The 19,830-nt window shown below is 64.3% G+C and carries 19 protein-coding genes and 3 pseudogenes; 15 read left to right on the forward strand and 7 right to left on the reverse strand.

Annotated elements, in window-relative coordinates; all coding sequences use genetic code 11:
- Positions 1-32: 32 nt before the first annotated feature.
- From ACFQJB_RS07210 to mce, 4 genes are all read left to right on the forward strand, one after another.
- Positions 33-1,709 (forward strand): acyl-CoA mutase large subunit family protein, encoded by a 1,677-nt coding sequence (locus ACFQJB_RS07210; RefSeq protein ID WP_379725605.1) that lies wholly within the window; start codon positions 33-35, stop codon positions 1,707-1,709.
- Between the two features lie 243 nt (positions 1,710-1,952).
- A complete protein-coding gene (locus ACFQJB_RS07215; RefSeq protein ID WP_379725608.1) occupies positions 1,953-2,732 on the forward strand; it encodes a PAS domain-containing protein in 780 nt (259 codons plus the stop codon).
- Complete coding sequence (locus tag ACFQJB_RS07220; RefSeq protein WP_379727986.1) at positions 2,699-2,989, forward strand: ATP-binding protein; 291 nt, start codon at positions 2,699-2,701, stop codon at positions 2,987-2,989. Before ACFQJB_RS07215 ends, ACFQJB_RS07220 begins: the two co-directional genes overlap by 34 nt.
- A gap of 75 nt (positions 2,990-3,064) precedes the next feature.
- Positions 3,065-3,448 (forward strand): methylmalonyl-CoA epimerase, encoded by a 384-nt coding sequence (gene mce, locus ACFQJB_RS07225; protein ID WP_120101845.1) that lies wholly within the window; start codon positions 3,065-3,067, stop codon positions 3,446-3,448.
- Positions 3,449-3,454: 6 nt separating this feature from the next.
- Here mce and ACFQJB_RS07230 read toward each other — a convergent pair.
- Positions 3,455-4,517 (reverse strand): annotated as a pseudogene (locus ACFQJB_RS07230) (M42 family peptidase).
- Between the two features lie 104 nt (positions 4,518-4,621).
- Between ACFQJB_RS07230 and ACFQJB_RS07235 the strand changes: the two are divergent.
- The 5 genes and pseudogenes from ACFQJB_RS07235 (at position 4,622) to ACFQJB_RS07255 (ending at position 8,276) form a co-directional block, all read left to right on the forward strand.
- Positions 4,622-5,569: a zinc-dependent metalloprotease gene (locus tag ACFQJB_RS07235; protein WP_379725611.1), complete on the forward strand. Its 948-nt coding sequence runs from the start codon at positions 4,622-4,624 to the stop codon at positions 5,567-5,569.
- 70 nt (positions 5,570-5,639) lie between these two features.
- Entirely contained in the window at positions 5,640-5,924 is a 285-nt protein-coding gene (locus ACFQJB_RS07240) for an acylphosphatase (protein WP_379725614.1), read from the forward strand.
- 80 nt (positions 5,925-6,004) lie between these two features.
- Entirely contained in the window at positions 6,005-7,123 is a 1,119-nt protein-coding gene (locus ACFQJB_RS07245; RefSeq protein ID WP_379725617.1) for a glycosyl transferase family 2, read from the forward strand.
- Positions 7,124-7,159: 36 nt separating this feature from the next.
- Positions 7,160-7,654: a DUF7109 family protein gene (locus ACFQJB_RS07250; RefSeq protein ID WP_379725620.1), complete on the forward strand. Its 495-nt coding sequence runs from the start codon at positions 7,160-7,162 to the stop codon at positions 7,652-7,654.
- Positions 7,655-7,678: 24 nt separating this feature from the next.
- Positions 7,679-8,276 (forward strand): annotated as a pseudogene (locus ACFQJB_RS07255) (NUDIX hydrolase).
- Here the strand turns inward: ACFQJB_RS07255 and ACFQJB_RS07260 are convergent.
- The 3 genes from ACFQJB_RS07260 to ACFQJB_RS07270 form a co-directional block, all read right to left on the reverse strand.
- Entirely contained in the window at positions 8,277-8,600 is a 324-nt protein-coding gene (locus tag ACFQJB_RS07260; RefSeq protein ID WP_379725623.1) for a PadR family transcriptional regulator, read from the reverse strand. It abuts the pseudogene before it with no gap.
- 276 nt (positions 8,601-8,876) lie between these two features.
- Entirely contained in the window at positions 8,877-9,365 is a 489-nt protein-coding gene (locus ACFQJB_RS07265; RefSeq protein WP_379725626.1) for an Hsp20/alpha crystallin family protein, read from the reverse strand.
- Positions 9,362-9,520, reverse strand: coding sequence for a DUF7559 family protein (locus ACFQJB_RS07270; protein ID WP_165853245.1), 159 nt, complete (start codon positions 9,518-9,520; stop codon positions 9,362-9,364). The genes ACFQJB_RS07265 and ACFQJB_RS07270 overlap by 4 nt, the downstream gene beginning before the upstream one ends.
- Before the next feature lie 110 nt (positions 9,521-9,630).
- Here ACFQJB_RS07270 and ACFQJB_RS07275 point away from each other — a divergent pair, with 110 nt between their 5' ends.
- The 5 genes from ACFQJB_RS07275 (at position 9,631) to ACFQJB_RS07295 (ending at position 15,097) form a co-directional block, all read left to right on the forward strand.
- Complete coding sequence (locus tag ACFQJB_RS07275; protein WP_379725630.1) at positions 9,631-11,358, forward strand: radical SAM protein; 1,728 nt, start codon at positions 9,631-9,633, stop codon at positions 11,356-11,358.
- A complete protein-coding gene (locus ACFQJB_RS07280) occupies positions 11,358-12,068 on the forward strand; it encodes a YkgJ family cysteine cluster protein (protein ID WP_379725633.1) in 711 nt (236 codons plus the stop codon). The genes ACFQJB_RS07275 and ACFQJB_RS07280 overlap by 1 nt, the downstream gene beginning before the upstream one ends.
- 54 nt (positions 12,069-12,122) lie before the next feature.
- On the forward strand, positions 12,123-13,145 hold the full coding sequence (locus ACFQJB_RS07285) for a DHH family phosphoesterase (RefSeq protein ID WP_379725636.1): 1,023 nt from the start codon (positions 12,123-12,125) through the stop codon (positions 13,143-13,145).
- Between the two features lie 66 nt (positions 13,146-13,211).
- Positions 13,212-13,985: a hypothetical protein gene (locus ACFQJB_RS07290; RefSeq protein WP_379725639.1), complete on the forward strand. Its 774-nt coding sequence runs from the start codon at positions 13,212-13,214 to the stop codon at positions 13,983-13,985.
- 47 nt (positions 13,986-14,032) lie between these two features.
- Positions 14,033-15,097, forward strand: coding sequence for a pyridoxal-phosphate-dependent aminotransferase family protein (locus ACFQJB_RS07295; protein WP_379725642.1), 1,065 nt, complete (start codon positions 14,033-14,035; stop codon positions 15,095-15,097).
- Positions 15,098-15,118: 21 nt separating this feature from the next.
- On the opposite strand, the gene ACFQJB_RS07300 is transcribed toward ACFQJB_RS07295, so the two are convergent.
- The 3 genes from ACFQJB_RS07300 to ACFQJB_RS07310 all read right to left on the reverse strand — a co-directional run bounded on the left by ACFQJB_RS07300 (position 15,119) and on the right by ACFQJB_RS07310 (position 18,418).
- The gene (locus ACFQJB_RS07300) at positions 15,119-17,071 is read right to left on the reverse strand and encodes a DEAD/DEAH box helicase (RefSeq protein ID WP_379725645.1); all 1,953 of its coding nucleotides are present in this window, start codon (positions 17,069-17,071) and stop codon (positions 15,119-15,121) included.
- Positions 17,072-17,142: 71 nt separating this feature from the next.
- On the reverse strand, positions 17,143-17,781 hold the full coding sequence (locus ACFQJB_RS07305; RefSeq protein WP_379725648.1) for a hypothetical protein: 639 nt from the start codon (positions 17,779-17,781) through the stop codon (positions 17,143-17,145).
- Between the two features lie 76 nt (positions 17,782-17,857).
- A complete protein-coding gene (locus ACFQJB_RS07310; RefSeq protein ID WP_379727988.1) occupies positions 17,858-18,418 on the reverse strand; it encodes a TATA-box-binding protein in 561 nt (186 codons plus the stop codon).
- A 235-nt stretch (positions 18,419-18,653) separates the two neighbouring features.
- On the opposite strand from ACFQJB_RS07310, the pseudogene dnaJ reads away from it, so the two are divergent.
- A pseudogene (dnaJ, locus tag ACFQJB_RS07315) lies at positions 18,654-19,820 on the forward strand (molecular chaperone DnaJ); the annotation flags it as partial.
- Between the last annotated feature and the right edge of the window lie 10 nt (positions 19,821-19,830).

Below are 19,830 nucleotides of genomic sequence, written 5' to 3' on the forward strand. Positions count from 1 at the left end.
ATTTTAACAGGGGTCGCCGTCTCTGTCGAGGCATGTTTGATGAGGACGATCTGGAAGCGATCCGCGAGGCGAAAGCCGACTGGGAGGCCGAGACGGCCGGCCCGACGCTGGATCGCTTCGGCGAGCGCGAGGAGACGTTCACCACCGACACCGGTGGCCAGGCGGTCAAGCGGCTCTATACACCCGATGACATTGCTGACCTCGACTACGAGGACGATATCGGCTTTCCGGGTGAGGAACCATACACGCGCGGCGTCTACTCCACGATGCACCGCGGGCGGCTGTGGACGATGCGGCAGTACGCCGGCATGGGTACCGCCAGCGAAACCAACGAGCGGTTCAACTACCTGATCGACCAAGGCTCCTCGGGGCTCTCAATGGCGTTCGATCTCCCGACGCAGATGGGCTACGACTCCGACGCGGGGATGGCCGCCGGCGAGGTCGGCAAGGCCGGCGTCGCCATCGACACGCTCGCGGATTTCGAGACCGTTTTTGATGGGATTCCGCTCGACGAGGTCTCGACGAGCATGACGATCAACGCCCCCGCCGTGGTGTTGCTGGCGATGTATATCGCCGTCGGCGACAAGCAGGGCGTCGACCGCGCGGAGTTGCGCGGGACGATCCAAAACGACATCATGAAGGAGTATATCGCTCGCAACCTCTTCATCTACCCGCCAGAGCCCTCGATGCGGTTGATTACAGACACCTTCGGGTTCGCGGCCGAGGCGGTGCCGAACTTCAACACGATCTCGATTTCAGGCTATCACATTCGGGAGGCGGGGTCGACTGCGGCCCAAGAAATCGCCTTTACGCTCGCCAACGGGATCGAGTACGTCGAGGCCGCCATCGACGCCGGCCAAGATGTCGATGAGTTCGCGCCGCAGCTCTCCTTCTTTTTCAATGCTCACAACAACATCTTCGAGGAGGTCGCCAAGTTCCGGGCGGCCCGCCGGCTCTGGGCGCGGATTATGGACGAGCGATTTGGGGCTGAGAATCCAAAATCCAAACAGCTGAAGTTCCACACCCAGACCGGCGGCTCGACGCTGACGGCCCAACAGATCGAAAACAACGTCGTTCGCGTCGGCTACCAAGCGCTCGCGGCGGTGCTCGGCGGTACCCAAAGCCTGCACACCAACGGCAAGGACGAAGCGCTCTCGCTGCCGACCGAGCAGTCGGTGCGAACCGCGCTCCGTACCCAACAGATCCTCGCCCACGAATCCGGCGTCGCCGACACGATCGACCCGCTGGCCGGCAGCTACTACGTCGAATCGCTGACCGATGAGGTCGAAGCCGAGGCCCGCGATATCATCGACGACATCGACGACCGCGGCGGGATGTTGCGCGCGGTGGATGCGGGCTACATCCAACAAGAGATCCAGGATGTCGCCTTCGAGCGCCAACAGGAGATCGAGGCGGGCGAGCGGATCATCGTCGGCGTCAACGAGTTCGAGGTCGACGACGACCCCGAGATGGATCTCGAATCCGTCGACGAGGAAGACGAACAACGACAGATCGAGCAGCTAGAGGAGGTGAAGGCCGAGCGCGACGACGACGCTGTCGACGAGGCACTCGATGCGGTGGCCGCGGCGGCAGCCGGCGACGACAACGTGTTGCCGCCGGTGATCAAGGCGGTGAAAGCCTACGCGACCGTCCAAGAGATCTGTGACGTGTTCCGCGAGGAGTTCGGCGAGTACCAACCCGGCGTCTGATGGCACCGATCGATTTCAGCACCGGTTGGCACTCTGTGTGAGCCACTAACTCTACAAATATCAACGACGATCGCTGCATACGGATTTCTGTGCAGTAACGAATACTATTTTTCCGAAAACCAAGACATTCGTATCGGTTTCTGAATCATTAGTCGCGTTTTATTAGGTATGAATCGCAATACGCTGATGAACTGAACCAGCTGACATGGTTGCCGAGATGATGACAATGAGAGGAGGGACACAGTGACCGCCTATCCACGCACCGACGGCACGAATCGATTCGAGCGACTATTCAACGAACTCAACGAGGCTGTTGTCGAGTTCAAGTTGGTCGACGGCGACCCGGTTATCGTCCAGGCCAACGGGACGTTCGCCGACACCTTCGGCCACGGCACCGAGTCACTGAGCGGCGTCTCGCTCAACGATCTTATCGTCCCGACCGATCGCCGTGAGGAGGCCAAACAGTTCGATCAGCAGACCGCCGCCGGTGAGTCAAACGCCGCGGTCGTCGAACGGGTGACCGCCAACGGTCGCCGACAGTTTGTCTATCGGAGCGTCCCGATCCGAGAGGGCCACGGGTTTGCGATCTACACCGACGTGACCGCGGAACTCCGCCGGGAACGCCACCTCGATGTCCTCCAGCGTGTCCTCAGGCACAACCTCCGCAACGACGTGAACGTGATCGCCGGGCAAGCAGAGAAGATCAGCGAGCTGCCGACACCGAGGAGATACAGGCAGCCGCCGACGCAATCAGCGACACCGCAAGCGGGCTGGCCCGACTCAGCGAGGAGGCCAAAACCGTCCAGCGGGTGCTCGGAGAGTCACCAACGCTGGAGCCAACCGATATTACGGCCATCATCGATCGGGTCGTCACGGCCTGCAACGAGGAATTCCCAGCCGCCGCGATTACGACCGACTGCCCGACAGCCCTGCTCGTTGCCGCCGACGCCAGCCTCCGAGTACTCGTCGAAAGCCTCGTTGACAACGCGATTCGACACAACACGGCCGCCAAACCGAACGTGACAGTAACCGCCCGCGTTGTCGACGATGCCACCGCCGAGTTGATCATCGCCGACAACGGGCCGGGGATTCCGGCGACCGAACGGGAAGTCGTTACCGGCAACCGGGATATCACGCCACTCCACCACGGCAGCGGACTCGGCCTCTGGTTGGTGCGGTGGATCACGGATCGATACGGCGCCGAGTTAACGATCGAAACACCCGAAAGCGGCGGGACGACCGTCCGGATCGCCTTCGATCGCGCGCTGATCAGCGCGTAATCTGCTGAATCGACGGCCCCGCTGGCACCGCCATCGACCGCCCGACTTTATGCAGCTCTCGCCGCAACGCTCGGCATGGACTTTCATCACGCCGGGATCGCCACCGACGATGCCGACACCCTCGCCGATCGCTACGCCGCGTTGTTCGACGCGTCGATCGTCCACGAGGAGCGATTCGACGGGATGGCGGTCAGCTTTCTCGACCTCGGCTCAGGGTATTTTGAACTCTTAGAACCACGCGAGGACGGGCCGATCGCCCGCTATCTCGACAGCCACGGCTCTGGGATCCACCACCTCGCACTCAGCACGGCCGATATCGAGGCCGCCCTGACGCGGGCCGCCGAGCAGGGTATCGATCGCATCGACGAGGAACCACGCCCCGGCGCGTGGGGTCATGAGGTCGCGTTTCTCCACCCCTCATCGACGGGCGGCGTATTGATCGAGTTTGTCGCCGACTGACCGGCCTTAGATATCGACCGCAAAGGAGTCGATCTCGCCGGCCCGCGCCGCGATCGACCCGAGGAGGTCGGCAACCGCATCGAGATCTTCGGTGTCGATCACCTCAACCGGCGTGTGCATATAGCGGTTCGGCAGCCCGATGTTGAGCGAAGGGATGCCGCCGCGACTCGTGTAGAAGCCGTCGGCGTCGGTGCCGGTGCGGGTGCCGGTGGCCTGCAGCTGGATCTCGATATCGTCGGCTTCGGCGGCCGTGCGGGCGAGGTCGACGACGCGCGGATGGTTCGCGCTGCCCCGGGAGACGACCGGCCCCTCGCCCAACTCGACGGGGCCCTGCTTGTCGCCCGGTACATCTGGGTTGTCGGTGGCATGCGTTACGTCGACAGCGATGGCGGCGTCAGGATCGAGATCAAAGCCGACCATCTGGGCCCCTTGATGCCGACCTCCTCTTGGACGGTGCTGACCGCATACACCGTTGCGTCGACATCGGCCTCGACCGCCCGGCGCAGGCCTTCGGCCGCGCTCCACGTGCCGATCCGGTTGTCCATCCCACGGGCGGTGAGTCGACTGCCCTGGAGTTCATACAGCTCACTAGAGAACGTGATCGGATCGCCAACCTCGACCAGTTCGGCGGCCTCGTCGCCGTCGGTCGCGCCGATATCGATAAACTGCTCGGCGATGTCGGGGTACTCCTCACCCCGGCCTCCCGGAGGTGGATCGCTGTCTGGCCGACAACGCCCTGTACTGGGCCCTCGCTGGTGTGGATCGTGACGTGCTGGCCCTGTGAGACCGTCCGATCGGAGCCCCCGATTCGACTCATCCGGATGAACCCGTTGTCGTCGATGTCGCGGACGATGAAGCCGATCTCGTCGGCATGGCCGCTGAAGGCGATCTCGGGGCCGTCGCCCGACCCCTCGTGGACGGCGACCGCGTTCCCGTAGTCGTCGGTCGTGACCTCGTCAGCGAACTCCTCGACGTAATCAACCCAGACGCGTTGGCCGTCGGTTTCGAACCCCGAGGGGCTGGCCGTCGTCAACAGCGATTCAAGAAACGCTCGTTGGGACTCCTGCATGCTATTTTGAAGCGGCAGCAGGCGTATCAACGTCACGGTTAGGGCACCCACGCGGCGGTTGGTGGACGCACAAGGACTTTACTCGCCGCCACCCCAGCGAGCGTATGAATCTCTTTCGCAGCGCCCAAGCGGTCGCCGACGCCGACGGCGGCGGCATCATCGACTGGGGAAGTGTCGCCGAGGCGGCCAAGGCTTCGACGCCGGCCGGCGATCTCACGCTCTCGGCCGAGGAGCAGGCTGGTTTTCGAGCCGACGTGCGGGACGCCCGCGACCGCCTGCGTGCGGCCGGCGGCGTCGACTTCGACCTCCCGGAAACGATCGAAATCCAGCACCGCCACCACTGGATCGACGCCAACATCGAAACCTTCCGGCGGGTTGTCGACCCCTTGGAGCCGTCGACGACGGTACTGCCGGGTGTCTCACGGACGATCAACACCGGGACGATGGCGGTCACGCTCGGCTTTCTGGGCCGAAACGTTCTCGGGCAGTACGACCCGCTGTTGCTCGCCGACGGCGGCCACGCGCTGTACTTCGTCCGCCCGAACATCCGCCGGGTCGCCGACGACCTCAATGTGGCGTATCCGCGCTTCCGTCGGTGGATCGCCTTTCACGAGGTCGCCCACGCCGCGGAGTTCGGCGTCGCGCCGTGGCTGCCGGAGTACCTCGAAACGCGGATGCAGGACAGCGTCACAGCCATCTCGGCGGGCGACCTCGATCAGGCAACCTTCGAGGAGTTAACCACCGCGATGACCGCCGTCGAAGGCTACGCCGAGTTGCTGATGGATCGCGCCTTCGACGAGGAGTACGCCGATCTGCGGGCCAAACTCGACGCTCGGCGTGGCTCCGGCGGGCCGCTGAAACGCCTGATGAGCCGACTGCTCGGGCTGGGCCTCAAACGCGATCAGTACGAACGCGGCGCGCGCTTTTTCGAGACCGTTGCCGATGCCCGCGGGTTGGAAGCCGCCAGCGTTGTCTGGGAGCAACCAGAAAATCTCCCGACTGACACCGAGTTGGCCGAGCCGATCCAGTGGCTCGATCGTGTCGACCCCTGACCAGGAGGCGTCGTCAGTCAGTTCGACCACGAACTGAGCGTTTATCAGCGTCGCAGCAAAAACGGGCGGTATGTCCGACTCCGACCGTGTTCGTGCCCATGTGTTCGTCAGTGGTCGCGTCCAAGGCGTCTACTACCGCGCCAGCACCCGCGATGCCGCCCGCGAACGCGGCGTCGACGGCTGGGTCAAAAACCTCGATGACGGTCGCGTCGAAGCCGTCTTCGAAGGCGACGAAGATCGCGTCGAGGCGATGTGTGAGTGGTGTGAAACCGGCAGCCGTGCCGCCGAGGTCGACAGCGTCGATGTTACGATGGAAGCACCCGAGGGGATCGCTGGCTTCGAGGTTCGATGGTAGGCTGACATTGCGGTGAGAGCGCGCTGCCGACGCGTCACCGACCGCGGGGTCTATGTCCGCACAGCCACAACAGATCGTAAATGGAGTACGTCCAAGAACGGATTACAACGCTCCACCATCTCCGAGAGACCACGCCGGCCGCACCGACCGATCGCGCCGCGGTCGTCGTCCCGATGACCGAACGGGAGTACGCCGGCCTCGCCGCCGAGGGTGTCCTGTCCGAACTGGAAGCCGTCGCGCCCAAACGCGTGGTCGTCCCGCTGCGCGCCCCCGCCGAGAAGGTCGGCCCGTTTCGGGACTGGCTCGCCGACTTCGACCTCCCACTGGAGGTGCTGTGGTGTAACGGCCCGACGCTCGCCGACCTGCTGGCTGACAACGGGCTCAACGGCTCAGCGGGCAAGGGCCGAGACGTGTGGCTCGCGCTCGGACAGGTGCTCGATGCCGACTACGTCGTCTGCCATGATGCCGACACCAAGACCTACGACCGCTCCTACGTCCCGCGGCTGTTGTTCCCGTTGGAACACGGCCATCAGTTCTCGAAAGGGTACTACGCCCGCGTCGAAAACGGCCAGCTCTACGGTCGGCTCTTCCGGCTGTTTTACGCGCCGCTCGTCCGGGCGTTAGCCGACGGGGCCGCCGACGCCGAGATCTTGCAGTATCTCGATGCGTTCCGGTACGCGCTGGCCGGCGAGTTTGCCGCGACGGGCGATCTCATCGCCAATATGCGCGTTCAGCGATCGTGGGGCCTTGAGGTTGGCACGCTCGGAGAGGCGTTCGCCCACGCTGGCGTTGATGGCAGCGCGCAGGTCGACCTCGGCGCCTACGAGCACGACCACCGCGCGGTCGGCGGCCCGACCGGGCTCTCGGAGATGAGCGCGGCCGTCGGCGAGGCCCTGTTCCGGGTCGTCACCGAGCACGGTGTCGACATCGATTATGCGACGCTGCCAGACCGCTACCGGGCGGCTGCCGAAACGCTGCGTCGACAGTATGGCGTCGACGCCGCCTACAACGATCTGGCCTACGACCGCGACGACGAGCGCGAGCAGATCGACACCTACGCCGACGCCCTGCGGGAACCGGGTGCGGATAGCCGCCTGCCAGCCTGGAACAACGCGCCGATCAGCCCCGAGGCGGTCGCCGAGGCTGCCGCCGCCGATTTGGCGGCGGCGACCGGTGGGGAAGCGGCGACCACTGAGTGAGGTAGACTCAAATGACAGCAGCGACACCAGCGTGGTATGACCGCGACAGGTGACGAACTCGCCGGCGTCGTCGACCTCTTTGGCGCATTGACGCGGGAGGAACTCTCCCAAGCCCTCACCGAGTTAGCATTCAAACAGGGGGCAGCCGTTGACGACGCAGCCGTCACCGACGCCATCGAGACCGCGATCACCGAGTACGTGCTCGTCGAGTACGAGCCCGCTGCAAGCGACGCGAGCGACGCTGACAGCGAGTCGTTGCTCACGGTCGGCCCGGCAGCATTTCCGACGTTGCCACCGAACGCTGAGGATCTACCCCATATTCTCGACTACGAGACACGATCTGTCGATCGCGACCGACTGGCCGAACAGGTGCAAACCCGGCTTGAAGCCGAAGCCGACGAGGCCGTTGCCGCCGATGACGCCGACCGCGCCGCGGCACTGCTTGATGTGAGCTACGACCTCGAAGCGTGGGCCACCGTCGAGACCGACGCTGTCAGGGCGTCGCTGACACCGCTGCTCCCGCAGGACTAAGAGGACTGCCACCCAAGCACAGATATGGATCTGACGGGGGTGGCCCAGTATACGCCGTCGGCGATCGCCGACCCCGCAAAGGAGGCTGCGGTGCTCGCACCGATCATCGACCAAGACGGCGAGCCGGCGATCCTCTTCACCAAACGCTCCGAGCAGCTTGGCGACCACCCCGGCCAGATGAGTTTTCCAGGCGGCGGCCGCGAGCCGTCGGACGCGGATCTCCAAGCTACCGCCCTCCGAGAGGCCGACGAGGAGATCGGCCTTCGACCCGATGAAGCCGAGGTAGTCGGGCGGATCGACGACATCGAAACGATCACCCGATACATCGTCCGCCCCTTCGTTGGCCGGATACCCGATCGCGAGTACACCCCCGACGAGTACGAGGTCGCCGAGATCGTCCGGCTGCCGGTCGCCGAACTCATCGACCGCACGAACTACGAGTCAGAACACCGCGATCACCCACACTACGGGCCGATCCGGATTCATTTCTTCCACGTGGCGGGCTACACCGTTTGGGGGCGACCGGCCGCATGCTGGCGCAACTGCTGGAACTCACGACCGACTGGGAGATCCCCCGGAGGCCGACCGGGTCGTCGACGCTGACGCCGATCTTCCGGTGTAGCTACGAGTGGGTTTCGGCCTCCGGCGACGGGGTTGGGTCGCCGGCGTCGATCCGCCGCACCTGTTTGCTCTCCCACGCCTGGCGATCATCTATCGCGGTAGTGGCGCTTGCGGTGAGCGTGTAGGAGTTGGTTCGCTTGTCGATGGCGGCCTTTTCGACGTAGCCGCTGTCGACCAGTTTCCCGAGATTCTGGTAGACACGTCCGGTGTTGACATCGTCGTCGTAGTACGATTCAAGTTCCTCCTTGATCCCGAGTCCGTATGGGTCGTCGAGGCTCGCAATGACGTACAAGAGGTCTCGCTGAAACGCGGTGAGGTCTTTCATGGCTGGGGTGGAACGGATCGCTTGCGGTGACAGTTCAGTTCAATTGCGTATTACTGATTGAAGTGTAAAAACGTATTGGCAGATCCAGAGATTGTACGTAACTAAAAATCAGCAACTACTGGACATTTCGTATGCATATGTAGACCTCCGTAGCGGAATGATTGATTTAGGACAACACTGCCCACGGCGGCTCAACCATGCGGCGCATATCGGGACGCTGCCTCAATGGAACGAGAGAAACAGCCGATACGGGGGGCGCTCATGCGCAGGACGCTGTTAGGCGTCGTCTGTGTGGTTATCGGAGGTATCGTCGTGATCTGTATCGCCGGCCTGCTCGTCGTGGGTGGTGTCATCGTCTTCGACGGCAACCGTGTGCGCTGAGGCAGCTTTCGGGATCGTCACATGGAGGGTTCCATCCTGGGTCAGTGTCGCATCCGGGGTCGTCTCACTGCCGGTGACGCTGGCGGCATCGGGCAGCGTCGCCGTTCCCGAAAGCGTCAGTCCGCGACCCGGGAAGCGCATCTCGAAGCCCTTGTGGAACGCCCGGAAGCGGTCGATCCGCACCTCCAGTTCGCCGTCGACAAACTGCACTTGGACATCCTCCGCGGTCGCACCCGGCGCGTCGAAGACGACGAGATATGCGGTGTCGCTCTCCAAGAGATCATACGAGAGCGGCTTGCGGGACTGCACCTGGCTGACGCCGCGGCCGATCCGTTCGAGCACCGTGTTGAGGGCCTCCCGGCCGTAGGTTTCCAGCCGAGTCATAGGACGATCTCCGAGAGGCTCGCGCTGTCGGCGCAGTACGGACAGCTGAGATCATCGACGCCGTGGTCGTCAGGCACGTCGTAGGTGTAGTGGACTTCGAACATATCGAGTTCGCAGTCCCCGTTGTCGCATTCGACTTCGACGGTTTCGGGCATACCAGAAGGGAGGGCTGCCATGAAGTTAAATGACGTGGCACGCTGGTGGAAGCGGCACACCTGCAGGCCGGATCACACGGCTTTAGCCGCTTGACGCTGAACAGCGGGGTATGACTCGGCCCTCGGAGCTCGCGGTTACCATCGTCGACGGCTACGTCGACGAGCCGGCACATTTCGGCGTGCCACCCTACATCTCGACGTATCCGCGCTTTACCGCCGGCGCGCTCGTCGACGCTGGCGTCCCCCAATCGCAGATCACCTACCACACGATTGACGAACTCCGCGAGGATAAGCAAAAATGGAACGCGGTCGCCGACGCCGACCTCATGATCTACGTCGGCGGGATGACCGTTCCGGGCAGCTACGTTGGTGGGACGCCCGCCGAACCCGAAGAGGTGAAAGAACTCGCATGGGTCGCCGAGGGCACCTCGCTCATGGGCGGCCCGGTCAAGTTTGGCGTCGGCGACGAGAACGCCGGCGCAACCGAGACCGAGCGGAAAGATCTCGACTTTGACTTTGTTGCCAAAGGCGACGTTGAGGCGGCCGCGTACGATCTCGTCGACTCCGGGTTAGAAGGGTTCAACAACCGGATGCGCGACAACGACGAACTCAGCCGGTGGGCCCCCGACGGCGCGTTCATCGTCGAACAACACCCCAACCACCCGGACTACCTGATCTGCGAGATGGAAACCTCTCGCGGCTGTGCCTACCGGTGTTCGTTCTGTACCGAACCCCTCTATGGGAATCCTGCCTTCCGCACGGCCGACGCCGTTGTCGACGAGGTCGACACCTTATCGGACTACGGCGTCAAACACTTCCGGCTCGGCCGGCAGGCAGACATCCTTGCCTTCGGCGGCGACGGCGAGGCCCCCAACCCCGACGCACTCCGGCGGCTCTACAGCGGGATTCGGGAGGTTGCCCCCGATCTCGAAACCCTGCATCTCGACAACATGAACCCGATCACGATTGTCGAGTGGCCCGAAAAGAGCCGCGAGGGCATTCGGATCATCGCCGAACACAACACCCCCGGCGACACCGCCGCCTTCGGCCTGGAATCCGCCGACCCCGTCGTCCAGGAGGCCAACAATCTCAACGTCACCGCCGAGGAGTGTTTTCAGGCGGTCAAAATCGTCAACGAGGAGGCCGGCTGGCGACCCGGCGACGACCGCAGCGACGCGCCGACCCACGGCGACAGCGCGGCGAACCGGCTGCCGAAACTGCTGCCCGGGATCAATCTCCTGCACGGCCTCCAGGAGGAACGCCGCGCCACGTACGACCACAACCGGGCGTTCCTCCAGCGCGTCTACGACGCGGGCCTGATGCTCCGCCGTATCAACATCCGGCAGGTGATGGCCTTCGAGGGCACCGACATGTCCGAGACGGGCGCGGCCATCGCCGAAGAGCACAAGGAGCTGTTCAAATCCTACAAACAGGAAGTTCGGGAGACCATCGACCAGCCGATGTTAGAGCGCGTTGCGCCCGCCGGCACCGTCCTGCCGGACGTGCATCTCGAATACCACGAGGACGGCCGCACGTTCGGCCGCCAACTCGGGACGTACCCGCTACTCGTCGGCTTCCCCGAGGAGCGACCGCTCGGCCAGACGGTTGACGCCGTCATCGTTGACCACGGCTATCGCTCGGTGACGGCGGTGCCGTATCCGCTGGATATCAACAGTGCGAGCATGACCGAACTCGAAGCCCTGCCGGGTATCGGCAAGCAGCGCGCCGGCGATCTCGTCGTCAACCGCCCGTACGAGACGCCCGACGCCGTCGGCGGCGAGATCGACCTCTCGGCGTTCGTCACGACCGACGGCGGGGCGAGTCAGCCCTCAGACTGATGGAGAGTTTGGAATCGGAACTCGACCGTGCGCGCTCGCTTGCGGTCGACGACCTTGCCGACGCAATCGAATCGATTGGCTTTGAGTGTACGCGCTGTGGCGCGTGCTGCAAGGGCTACGATCCCGACAGCGATGGCGACGCGGAACAGAACGAATCCGATTCGACCGACCGCGAACCGCACACGGCGACCGTGTTTCCCGACGAAATCCGCGATCTGCAAGCCGCTGGCGACTACGACTGGCGCGATGTGGCGCGGCCGATGCCGTACGGGCTTGAGGGCGAGGACGGCGCGGAAGGCGGCGAGACCTTCGAGTGGGCCCTCCAGACCGACGCTTGTGGCGACTGTACGTTCTACGAGGAGAGCGACGACGGCACCGGCCACTGCGGCGTCCACGACGACCGCCCGCTGATCTGCAAAACCTACCCGTTCAGCGTCGCCCTCGGCGGGACGAGCCAGCCGATGGGCGAAGCGGTTGACGGCGAGGGGATGGTGCGCGCTCACGAGTGCGAAGGGCTCGGCCGCGATATTTCGCGGAGCGAAGCTGAAGAGTTGGCCGCCGCACTCAAGGAACGCGCCGTGCGGGAGCTTGAAGAAGCGATCAGCGTGCGGGAGAACTACGTGCCTGCCGATGTCGATGGCGTCGTTGTTCACGATTCCGAGGGACAGAAGCATCCTGACGGGACGCCAATCGAATCGGAGCAGGGCTAAACTCCGCACGAACAGCGATATACGCCTAAGTAAGTGGCACCGAAAGACCAACTAATGAGTACCGTCCACGATCTCCACCAGATCCTCTCCGAGGGCAGCGAACTCAACATCGTCTGCCACAACAACCCCGATCCGGACTGTCTCGCCAGCGCGCTCGCGTTGGGCCGGATCGCCGCCGACGCCGGCATCGACGAGCGACACATCCTCTACAGCGGCGACATCTCCCACCAAGAGAACCGCGCGTTCGTCAATCTGCTCGAAATCGATCTCAAACCGTTCGACGCCGCCGCGCTGCAGGAACGCTCCGCGGACTCCCTCGTCGCCTTTGTCGATCATTCGACGCCGGGCGCGAACAATAACGTCCTCCCGGAGACGGCCATCGACATCGTGATCGACCACCACCCGGCGGACGCCATCGACGCCCGCTTCGTCGACCACCGCGAGGAGCTTGGCGCGGCGGCGACGATCCTCGCCGAATACGTCGAGACCCTTGAGATGGAGGTCGATCCCATGCTGGCGACCGCGCTGTTGTTCGCCATCCGGCGGGAGACGCTAAACTTCCTCCGTGGGCCGACCGCCGCCGAGTACGACGCCGCCGGCTTCCTCCACGATCACGCGGATCTCGATCTGTTGCAGACGTTATCGACGCCGTCGGTCTCGGGGGCGACGCTGGATGCGATTGCGACGGCGATCAGCAACCGGACGACGACCTCGGCGGTGCTCATCTCCCACGTCGGCCGAACGAGCGAGCGCGACGCCGTCCCGCAGGCTGCGGACTACCTCGCCACGCTGGAAGGCGTCGAGACGGTGATCGTCTTCGGCCTCATCGAGGAGTCGATCCACCTCTCGGCGCGCTCACCCGATCCGCGGGTACACGTCGGTGACATCCTGCGGGAGACGTTCGCCGATGTCGGCAGTGCGGGCGGCCACCACGACGTTGCCGGCGGCGAGATCCCGCTGGGCCTCTTCGCGGATTTCACGAGCAACGACGACAACTTACTGGAGATCGTCGAGCAGGTGATTACCGCGCGGCTGCTGGCCGAGTTGGATCTGGAGGTAAATACGGAAGCCACGTAGGCCGGACTCCTCCGGACGGGCTGCTGGTTTCACCGTGTTTTAGCCGCTGCCCCTCTCAGGGTCGATATGAGCGACGACGAGCCCCGACAGGCCACCTTCGGCAGCGACGGCGACCTCGACACCAAGCGTGACCCCGACGCTGCCACCGAAAACGACTTCGGTGAGCCAAAGCAGGCCGACGAAACCGACGGCGGCTATAGCCGCTATACCGTCTCCAGCCTGCTCCAGAAGGCCGTCCGCCGCTCCGACGAGGAGGTCGCCACGTGGGCCGCGTGGGAACTCCAGCGGTCGGGCTACGGCTGGAACCTCTGGGATCGCCTCAACCTCTACGTCGTCGAAGACCTCCGGGCCGGCGAGTCGGTCGCCCTCACGATCCAGCGATACGAGGAGTTGGCGACCGACCGCTGGGAAACCGACGACTGGCGGCAACGCCTCTGTGCGATCCACGCCGCCTTGGCCGCCGCGCGAGCGACCTCGACACGGGAGGCCGCCAACGCCGACGAATACTTTCGGAAAGTCGCCGACGAGCGCGCCGCGGCCCGCGAGGCAGGCGAGGAACCACGGTTCGATTTCCCGGCTGGCGACCTCGAACCCGACGGCGAGTTCGACGCGATCTTCGACGGCCACACCGGCGAAGGAGCCAAGCGTGACCGCGGGACGCGCTTTTTCAAAACTCGCGGCGCGCGGGTCGGCCCCGACGGCGAAGACGAGCAAAGCGCGCGCTGGCAACGCCTGAGTATGGTACTCGACGAGATCGACTACTCGGAGGCCGAGATCAGCCACGCCATCGAGCCCGTCGACAGCGATGAGAAATGGGACGAGCCAGACAAGATCGAATAACACCCGGGATCGCAACCCACTACTGGGTCGCCCGTTGACGAAGGGCTATGTTGTTCACGCCGGGGCCGACCGCCGTCCCGTCCGAAGTCCGGGAAGCGATGGCCCAACCGCAACCGAACTCAGCCGTCCAACCAGAGTTCGCCGACCGCTACCACCGTCTCTGTGATGACCTCGCAGCCGTCTACGACACCGACCACGACGTGATCGTCCCCGGCGGCGAGGGAATTCTTGGACTGGAGGCCGCCATCGCCTCGCTGGTCGCGCCGGGCGACCGCGTGCTCTGTCTCTCGAACGGAATCTACGGCGACGGGTTTGCGGATTTTGTCACCGACTACGACGGCGAGGCGGAACTCGTTTCCGCCCCCTACCAGGAGGGCTACGACCTCGACGCGATCAAGGACGCACTCGCTGCGGCCGAGGAAGCCAACGAGCCGTTCACACTGGCGACGCTGGTTCACTGTGAGACGCCGACGGGGACGCTCAACGACCTCTCACCGGTGTTGGATCTACTGGAGGAGTACGACGTGCTGAGCGTTGTCGACGCCGTCTCTTCGCTCGGCGGGACGCCGGTGCCGACCGACCGGATCGATGTCTGTCTCGGTGCCTCCCAGAAGTGTTTCAGCGCGCCGCCCGGCCTCACGACGGCGGCCGTCAGCGATCGTGCATGGGCGGCAATGGAAGAGCGCGAACCGACGTCGCTATACACGAACCTGCTCCCGTGGCGCGATGTCTCCGAGGGTTTCCCGTACACGCATCTCGACGCCAACGTCGCCGCGCTCGCGAAGGCGGTTTCGCGGCTGCGTGAGGAAGGAATCGAGAACGTCTATGACCGCCACGAGCGCGCCGGCGAGCGATGTCGCCAACGCGGCCGCGAACTCGGCCTGTCGCTGTATCCCGACGAGGAGCGGGCGTCGCCGACGGTGACGGCGTTCCACATGCCCGGCGAAGCGAAACGAATCCAGCAACGCGTCGAGGACGACCACGACATCGTGTTGGCGACGAGCCTCGGCGACCTCGCTAACGATATTCTGCGAGTGGGACACATGGGCTACAACGCGGATGGCGAGAAAGTCGACCGCGTGATGGACGCTATCGCCGACGTGATCGCGTAACTTGCAGTCGCCGTCAAGTCGCTACTCGCTGATCGTCGTTTCGCTGATCCGGACACCCTTGCCGGCCAGATGTCGCATCTGTCGCTGAGCGAAATCCTCCTCGCGGCTGCCGCGGGTCGCCAACACGTACAGCACCGCGTTGCCGACGGGGCGCATCGTCCGACCGGCCCGTTGGGTGCCCTGCCGCCGGGAGCCGCCGAGCCCGGAGGCGACGACCGCGAGTTCGGCGTTCGGCAGGTCGATCCCCTCGTCGGCGATTCTGGAGACGACGAGCGTCCGCTGCTCGCCGTCGCGGAACGCGGCGAACTGCCGCTGGCGTTCGTGATGGGCGGTTTCGCCGCTGATAAAGGGCACGTCGAGTGCGTCGGCGATCTCCTCGCCTTGGTCGAGATAGTCGACGAAGATCAGCGTCTTGGCGTCGGGATGCCGTCCACGGAGGGCCCTGATCTCGTCGATCTTCGCTGGGTTTTGGGCCGCGATTCGGTGGCGATCCTGCGTGTCAGCACTCGAATAGGCGTTTTTGGCGTCGTCGTCGCGCCACGGAACGTAGCGGATTTGGACTTCGGGTTCGGCGACGAAGCCGGCCTCGAAGAGCGCGGCCCAGTCGGTGCCGATCGGCGGGCCAATGAGGGTGAAGATCTCTTTTTCCTTGTCGTCTTCCCGGACTGGCGTGGCTGAGAGGCCTAATCTGTGAGCGGCCTGCAGTTGCGTGCTCCGGCGGAAGATCGGACTCGGAATGTGTTGGACTTCGTCGTAAATGATGAGGCCCCAACCACGGGAGTCGAACAGCTGGCGGTGGCGATCCATCCCGGCGGTCTGATAGGTGGCGATGGTAACCGGGCGGATCTCCTTCGTGCCGCCGTGGTACTCGCCGATGTCGGCGTCGGTCAGCGTCGAGTGCGTCGTCAACTCCTCGCGCCACTGAGCAGCGAGTTCGCGGCTCGGCACGAGGATCAGCGTCTCGCCGCCGACCGCGACGAGGGCGGCGATGGCAGCGATGGTTTTGCCGCTGCCGGGCGGGCCGACAAAAACGCCGGCCTGCTGATCGAGGAACGTGTCGACCCACGCCTGCTGGTACTCTCGGAGTGTCGCCGTCAACTCAGCATCGAGGGCGTCGCCGGTGTCGAGATCGCGGTCGTCGGCAACTGGATAGCCCGCCTCGTAGAGCGTTCGCTTCACCGTAGCGACCTCGTCGCTGTTGACCCACGCCTCGGTCTCGGAAATCGGCGCGCGCAGGGCGTCCTCGGGGAGTTTCTGCTCGGCGACGTTACCCAGCAGGTTCTCGTTGGCGGCCTCAAGGACGGTGTAGCCGTCGTCGTGGGTTCGGAGGATGAACTGGCTGGCGCGCTCCCATTGGGCGGTCACCCACTCGTCAAGATGCGGCGATTCACGGGGCAACACCGAGTGCATCGCGGCAAGCAACTCATCGAGGTCGTCGAACGGCGCGGCCCAGATATCCTCCTGCCGGATGCGATAGAGATAGCCGCGGGTGCCGGGCTCGGTGCCGGTCGAATCGACGAGATGGGCGAACTGCGCGAGTTGCGCGCGAGTGTACTGGGTCGGCTCATCGACAACGATCTCTCGCCGAGTCGGAAAGAGGACAACGCGCTCCCGTCCCGCCAGGTCGCCGACGGTTGAGGGGTACCAGACGACAGGGTCGTGTTCGACATCGGCACGATCGAGCTTGCCGGCGGTTTCGAGCGCATCGAGTCCCGCTTTCGCTTCCTCGCGACTACAGTCGAGGCGGCGAGCGACTTGGCTGGCCGTGAGCACCGGTCGTTCCTCGGCGTCGACAACTTCGTAGAAGTCATCAAGCGAGAGTGACGCCGTCGGGAGGTCGGTCGCGTCGGCGTCATCCGGGAGGCCACCGTCGTCGGCAGCGTCGGCAGCAGCGTCGACATCGACAGCAGCAGTCGAAGAATCACCCTCAGGAGAAGAGTTACTATCGTCGATATCGCGGTCAGAATCCGTCATTGGGGAACCAAAGCTGTCGAGCCACAAACCCGTTGTGACCGACGGCGGACGGCCGAAGAATCGGCGACGCCCTACCGCCGGCAGTGTCGTCGATTCAGTTCGTCCTTCGAGCGGAACCGACCATCGCACTCGACACATTCGACCGAGCCCGCGCCGGCCTCGGTGACGACGCGGTGGCCGCCGATCTCGAAGGCGCGGTCGACATCGCGGGGCCGAATCCGGTCAGGGATCTGTTCGTCACGGTGACTGCTGAGATCCGCCCGCAGTCGGATCGTCTGGAGGTCGGTCTCGTTCCATCTGGAGTCCGTATGCGCGGTTTCCCAGTCGTCGATCGCCGTCCAGCCGGTGACGACGACCGGCGACTGGGTTTCGGTGTCGCTGACAACGATCACATACCGGATGCCATGTTTCACGAGCGCGAACCGCCAGCCGTCGGTCGTGTTCCAGCGGAGTTGCCCCTGTTTGATCGCCTCGGCGACGATCGGGACAGACACATACCGGCCCTGCTGGTGCAGTCGCTGCCGGAAGTGGTCTGTGTGGGCATACACCGCGGGCGTTCGCGGTGGGGGATCCTCGGGAGAACGGTGCCGGCTTGGCGTGTCGGCACTCGGTTCGGCGCGGCCGACCGCATCGGCGTACGCCGTCGGTTCGGGAAGCGACCTACCGCCGGGCGTCTCCTCGACACCCGGACTGGGCTGTCTGGATGCCACTACGTGAACGTATCACAGGGAGGAACATAAGTTTTCATGCGATTTCGTGGTGAATCTCACAGTTCCACTGAGCCGATCAGCCCAACAGGCCGAGATCGTCGATACGGTCGACGATCCGCTCGACAGCCGCACTCGCGTCGTCGACCGTTTTGCCGCCGGTGATGACGACCTTGCCGCTGCCGAACAACAGGATCACGACCTCGGGATCGTCCATCCGGTAGACGAGTCCAGGGAACTGCTCGGGTTCGTACTCGACGTCTTCGAGGCCGAGCCCGATCGCAAGCGCGTTGAGGTTGAGACTGTGGCCCAAATCGGCACTAGAAACGATATTTTGGACAGTCACCTCGGGCGAATCCTCGACCGGAATTCCCAGATCTCGAAGCTTGCCGAAGATGATGTCAAGGGCCTCATGGACATCATCGATGCTTTTCGCGCCGGTACAGACGATCTTGCCGGAGCGGAAGATCAACGCGGCGGCCTTCGGCTCTTGGGTGCGGTAGACCAACCCGGGGAAGTTGTCGGGGTTGAAATCCGCTCCCGGCAGGTCGGTAGCGAGTGCTTCGAGGTCGAGTTCCTGCCCGATCCCCGTCGATGCGACAACGTTCTGGATCTCGATAGAGTCAGCCGGCGCGCTCATTGCTATCAGTATGGAGGGGCCCAAGGGATAAAAGGCCCCCTTATAAACGCTTTCGGCGACAGCGGGGGTGGATGATTCGTCGTCGATGATGAACGCCATTCGTCGTCGACATCGAACGCACGCAGACCGCCGGAGACAGTCGAAACACGACAGTAGCCGGTGCTGCGGGCGTCGAGAGCCTGAGTCCGGAAGCCGCGTTTTTCAAGTACTCGCGCTAACTAGCGAAGGATAACTGATGAGCGAGGACTTCTATGATGTGCTGGGCGTCTCACGTGACGCCTCAGAAGACGAGATCAAGCAGGCCTATCGGGAGAAAGCCTCGAAATACCATCCGGACGTAAGCGACGAGCCCGACGCCGAGGAAAAATTCAAGAAGATCAAGACGGCCAAGGAGGTCTTGACCGACGAGGAGAAACGCCAGGCCTACGACCAGATGGGCCACGAGCGGTTCGAAGAGGCCGAAAAGCGCGGCGGCTTCGACGACGGCCGCGGCGGAGCCGGCGGGATGGGCGGCATGGGTGGCTTCGGCGGTGGCGGTGCTGGCGGTGGCGGTTTCGAGGACATCTTCGAGCAGTTCTTCGGCGGCGGCCGCGGCGGCGGTGGTGGCGGCGGTGGCAACCGCCCCCGGCAGGGTCGAAATCTCCGCACGTCGATGGAGATCACCCTTGAAGAGGCCTACGAGGGCGTCGACAAGGAGTTCACCGTCACCCGCCCCGAGGAGTGTGACACCTGCGGCGGTGAGGGCCATCCGCCGGAAGCGGAGGTTTCGACCTGTCCGGAGTGTAATGGGGCCGGCGAGGTGCGGCAAGTCCAGCAGACGCCGTTTGGCCGCGTCCAGCAGCGATCGACCTGTCGGCGCTGTGGCGGCGAGGGCGAGGTCGCCGACCAGACCTGTGGCACCTGCGGCGGCGACGGCATCGTCGAAACCGAGGTGACGCTCACTGTCGAGGTGCCAGCCGGCATCAAAACCGGCCAAACCCTCCGGATGGACGGCGAGGGTGCACCCGGCGAGAACGGCGGCCCGGCCGGCGATCTTCTCATCGACGTCGAGGTACAGGAGCACGAGGAGTTCGAACGCGACGGCGACGACCTCCACTACAATCAGCCGATCTCATTCCCGCAGGCGGTCTTCGGCGACACCATCGAGGTGCCAACACTTGACGGCCCAAAGAAACTCGACATCCCCGAGGGCACCCAAAGCGGCGAGCGGTTCCGCCTGAAGGGCCTCGGCATGCCGAAGCTCCGCAGCCGGCGCAACGGCCACCTCTATGTGACCGTCCAAGTCGTCACCCCTGAATCGCTCAACGACGACCAGAAGGAAGCCCTCGAAGCCTTCGCGGAGGCCGGCGGCGAGGAGGTCGATGTCTCCGAGGGCTTCTTCGAGAAGATCAAAAACAGTTTCTGGCTGCTGT

Origin of the sequence: Halonotius sp. GCM10025705 (genome assembly GCF_042662885.1) — an archaeon.
GTDB lineage: Archaea > Halobacteriota > Halobacteria > Halobacteriales > Haloferacaceae > Halonotius > Halonotius aquaticus.

What these genes read in the sequence shown, in the direction of transcription:
- ACFQJB_RS07210 (WP_379725605.1), top strand. Translation starts at nt 33, where the DNA reads ATGTTTGATGAGGACGATCTGGAAGCGATCCGCGAGGCGAAAGCCGAC.
- mce (WP_120101845.1), top strand. Translation starts at nt 3,065, where the DNA reads ATGGACTTTCATCACGCCGGGATCGCCACCGACGATGCCGACACCCTC.
- ACFQJB_RS07235 (WP_379725611.1), top strand. Translation starts at nt 4,622, where the DNA reads ATGAATCTCTTTCGCAGCGCCCAAGCGGTCGCCGACGCCGACGGCGGC.
- ACFQJB_RS07240 (WP_379725614.1), top strand. Translation starts at nt 5,640, where the DNA reads ATGTCCGACTCCGACCGTGTTCGTGCCCATGTGTTCGTCAGTGGTCGC.
- ACFQJB_RS07245 (WP_379725617.1), top strand. Translation starts at nt 6,005, where the DNA reads ATGGAGTACGTCCAAGAACGGATTACAACGCTCCACCATCTCCGAGAG.
- ACFQJB_RS07250 (WP_379725620.1), top strand. Translation starts at nt 7,160, where the DNA reads ATGACCGCGACAGGTGACGAACTCGCCGGCGTCGTCGACCTCTTTGGC.
- ACFQJB_RS07260 (WP_379725623.1), bottom strand. Translation starts at nt 8,600, where the DNA reads ATGAAAGACCTCACCGCGTTTCAGCGAGACCTCTTGTACGTCATTGCG.
- ACFQJB_RS07265 (WP_379725626.1), bottom strand. Translation starts at nt 9,365, where the DNA reads ATGACTCGGCTGGAAACCTACGGCCGGGAGGCCCTCAACACGGTGCTC.
- ACFQJB_RS07270 (WP_165853245.1), bottom strand. Translation starts at nt 9,520, where the DNA reads ATGCCCGAAACCGTCGAAGTCGAATGCGACAACGGGGACTGCGAACTC.
- ACFQJB_RS07275 (WP_379725630.1), top strand. Translation starts at nt 9,631, where the DNA reads ATGACTCGGCCCTCGGAGCTCGCGGTTACCATCGTCGACGGCTACGTC.
- ACFQJB_RS07280 (WP_379725633.1), top strand. Translation starts at nt 11,358, where the DNA reads ATGGAGAGTTTGGAATCGGAACTCGACCGTGCGCGCTCGCTTGCGGTC.
- ACFQJB_RS07285 (WP_379725636.1), top strand. Translation starts at nt 12,123, where the DNA reads ATGAGTACCGTCCACGATCTCCACCAGATCCTCTCCGAGGGCAGCGAA.
- ACFQJB_RS07290 (WP_379725639.1), top strand. Translation starts at nt 13,212, where the DNA reads ATGAGCGACGACGAGCCCCGACAGGCCACCTTCGGCAGCGACGGCGAC.
- ACFQJB_RS07295 (WP_379725642.1), top strand. Translation starts at nt 14,033, where the DNA reads ATGTTGTTCACGCCGGGGCCGACCGCCGTCCCGTCCGAAGTCCGGGAA.
- ACFQJB_RS07300 (WP_379725645.1), bottom strand. Translation starts at nt 17,071, where the DNA reads ATGACGGATTCTGACCGCGATATCGACGATAGTAACTCTTCTCCTGAG.
- ACFQJB_RS07310 (WP_379727988.1), bottom strand. Translation starts at nt 18,418, where the DNA reads ATGAGCGCGCCGGCTGACTCTATCGAGATCCAGAACGTTGTCGCATCG.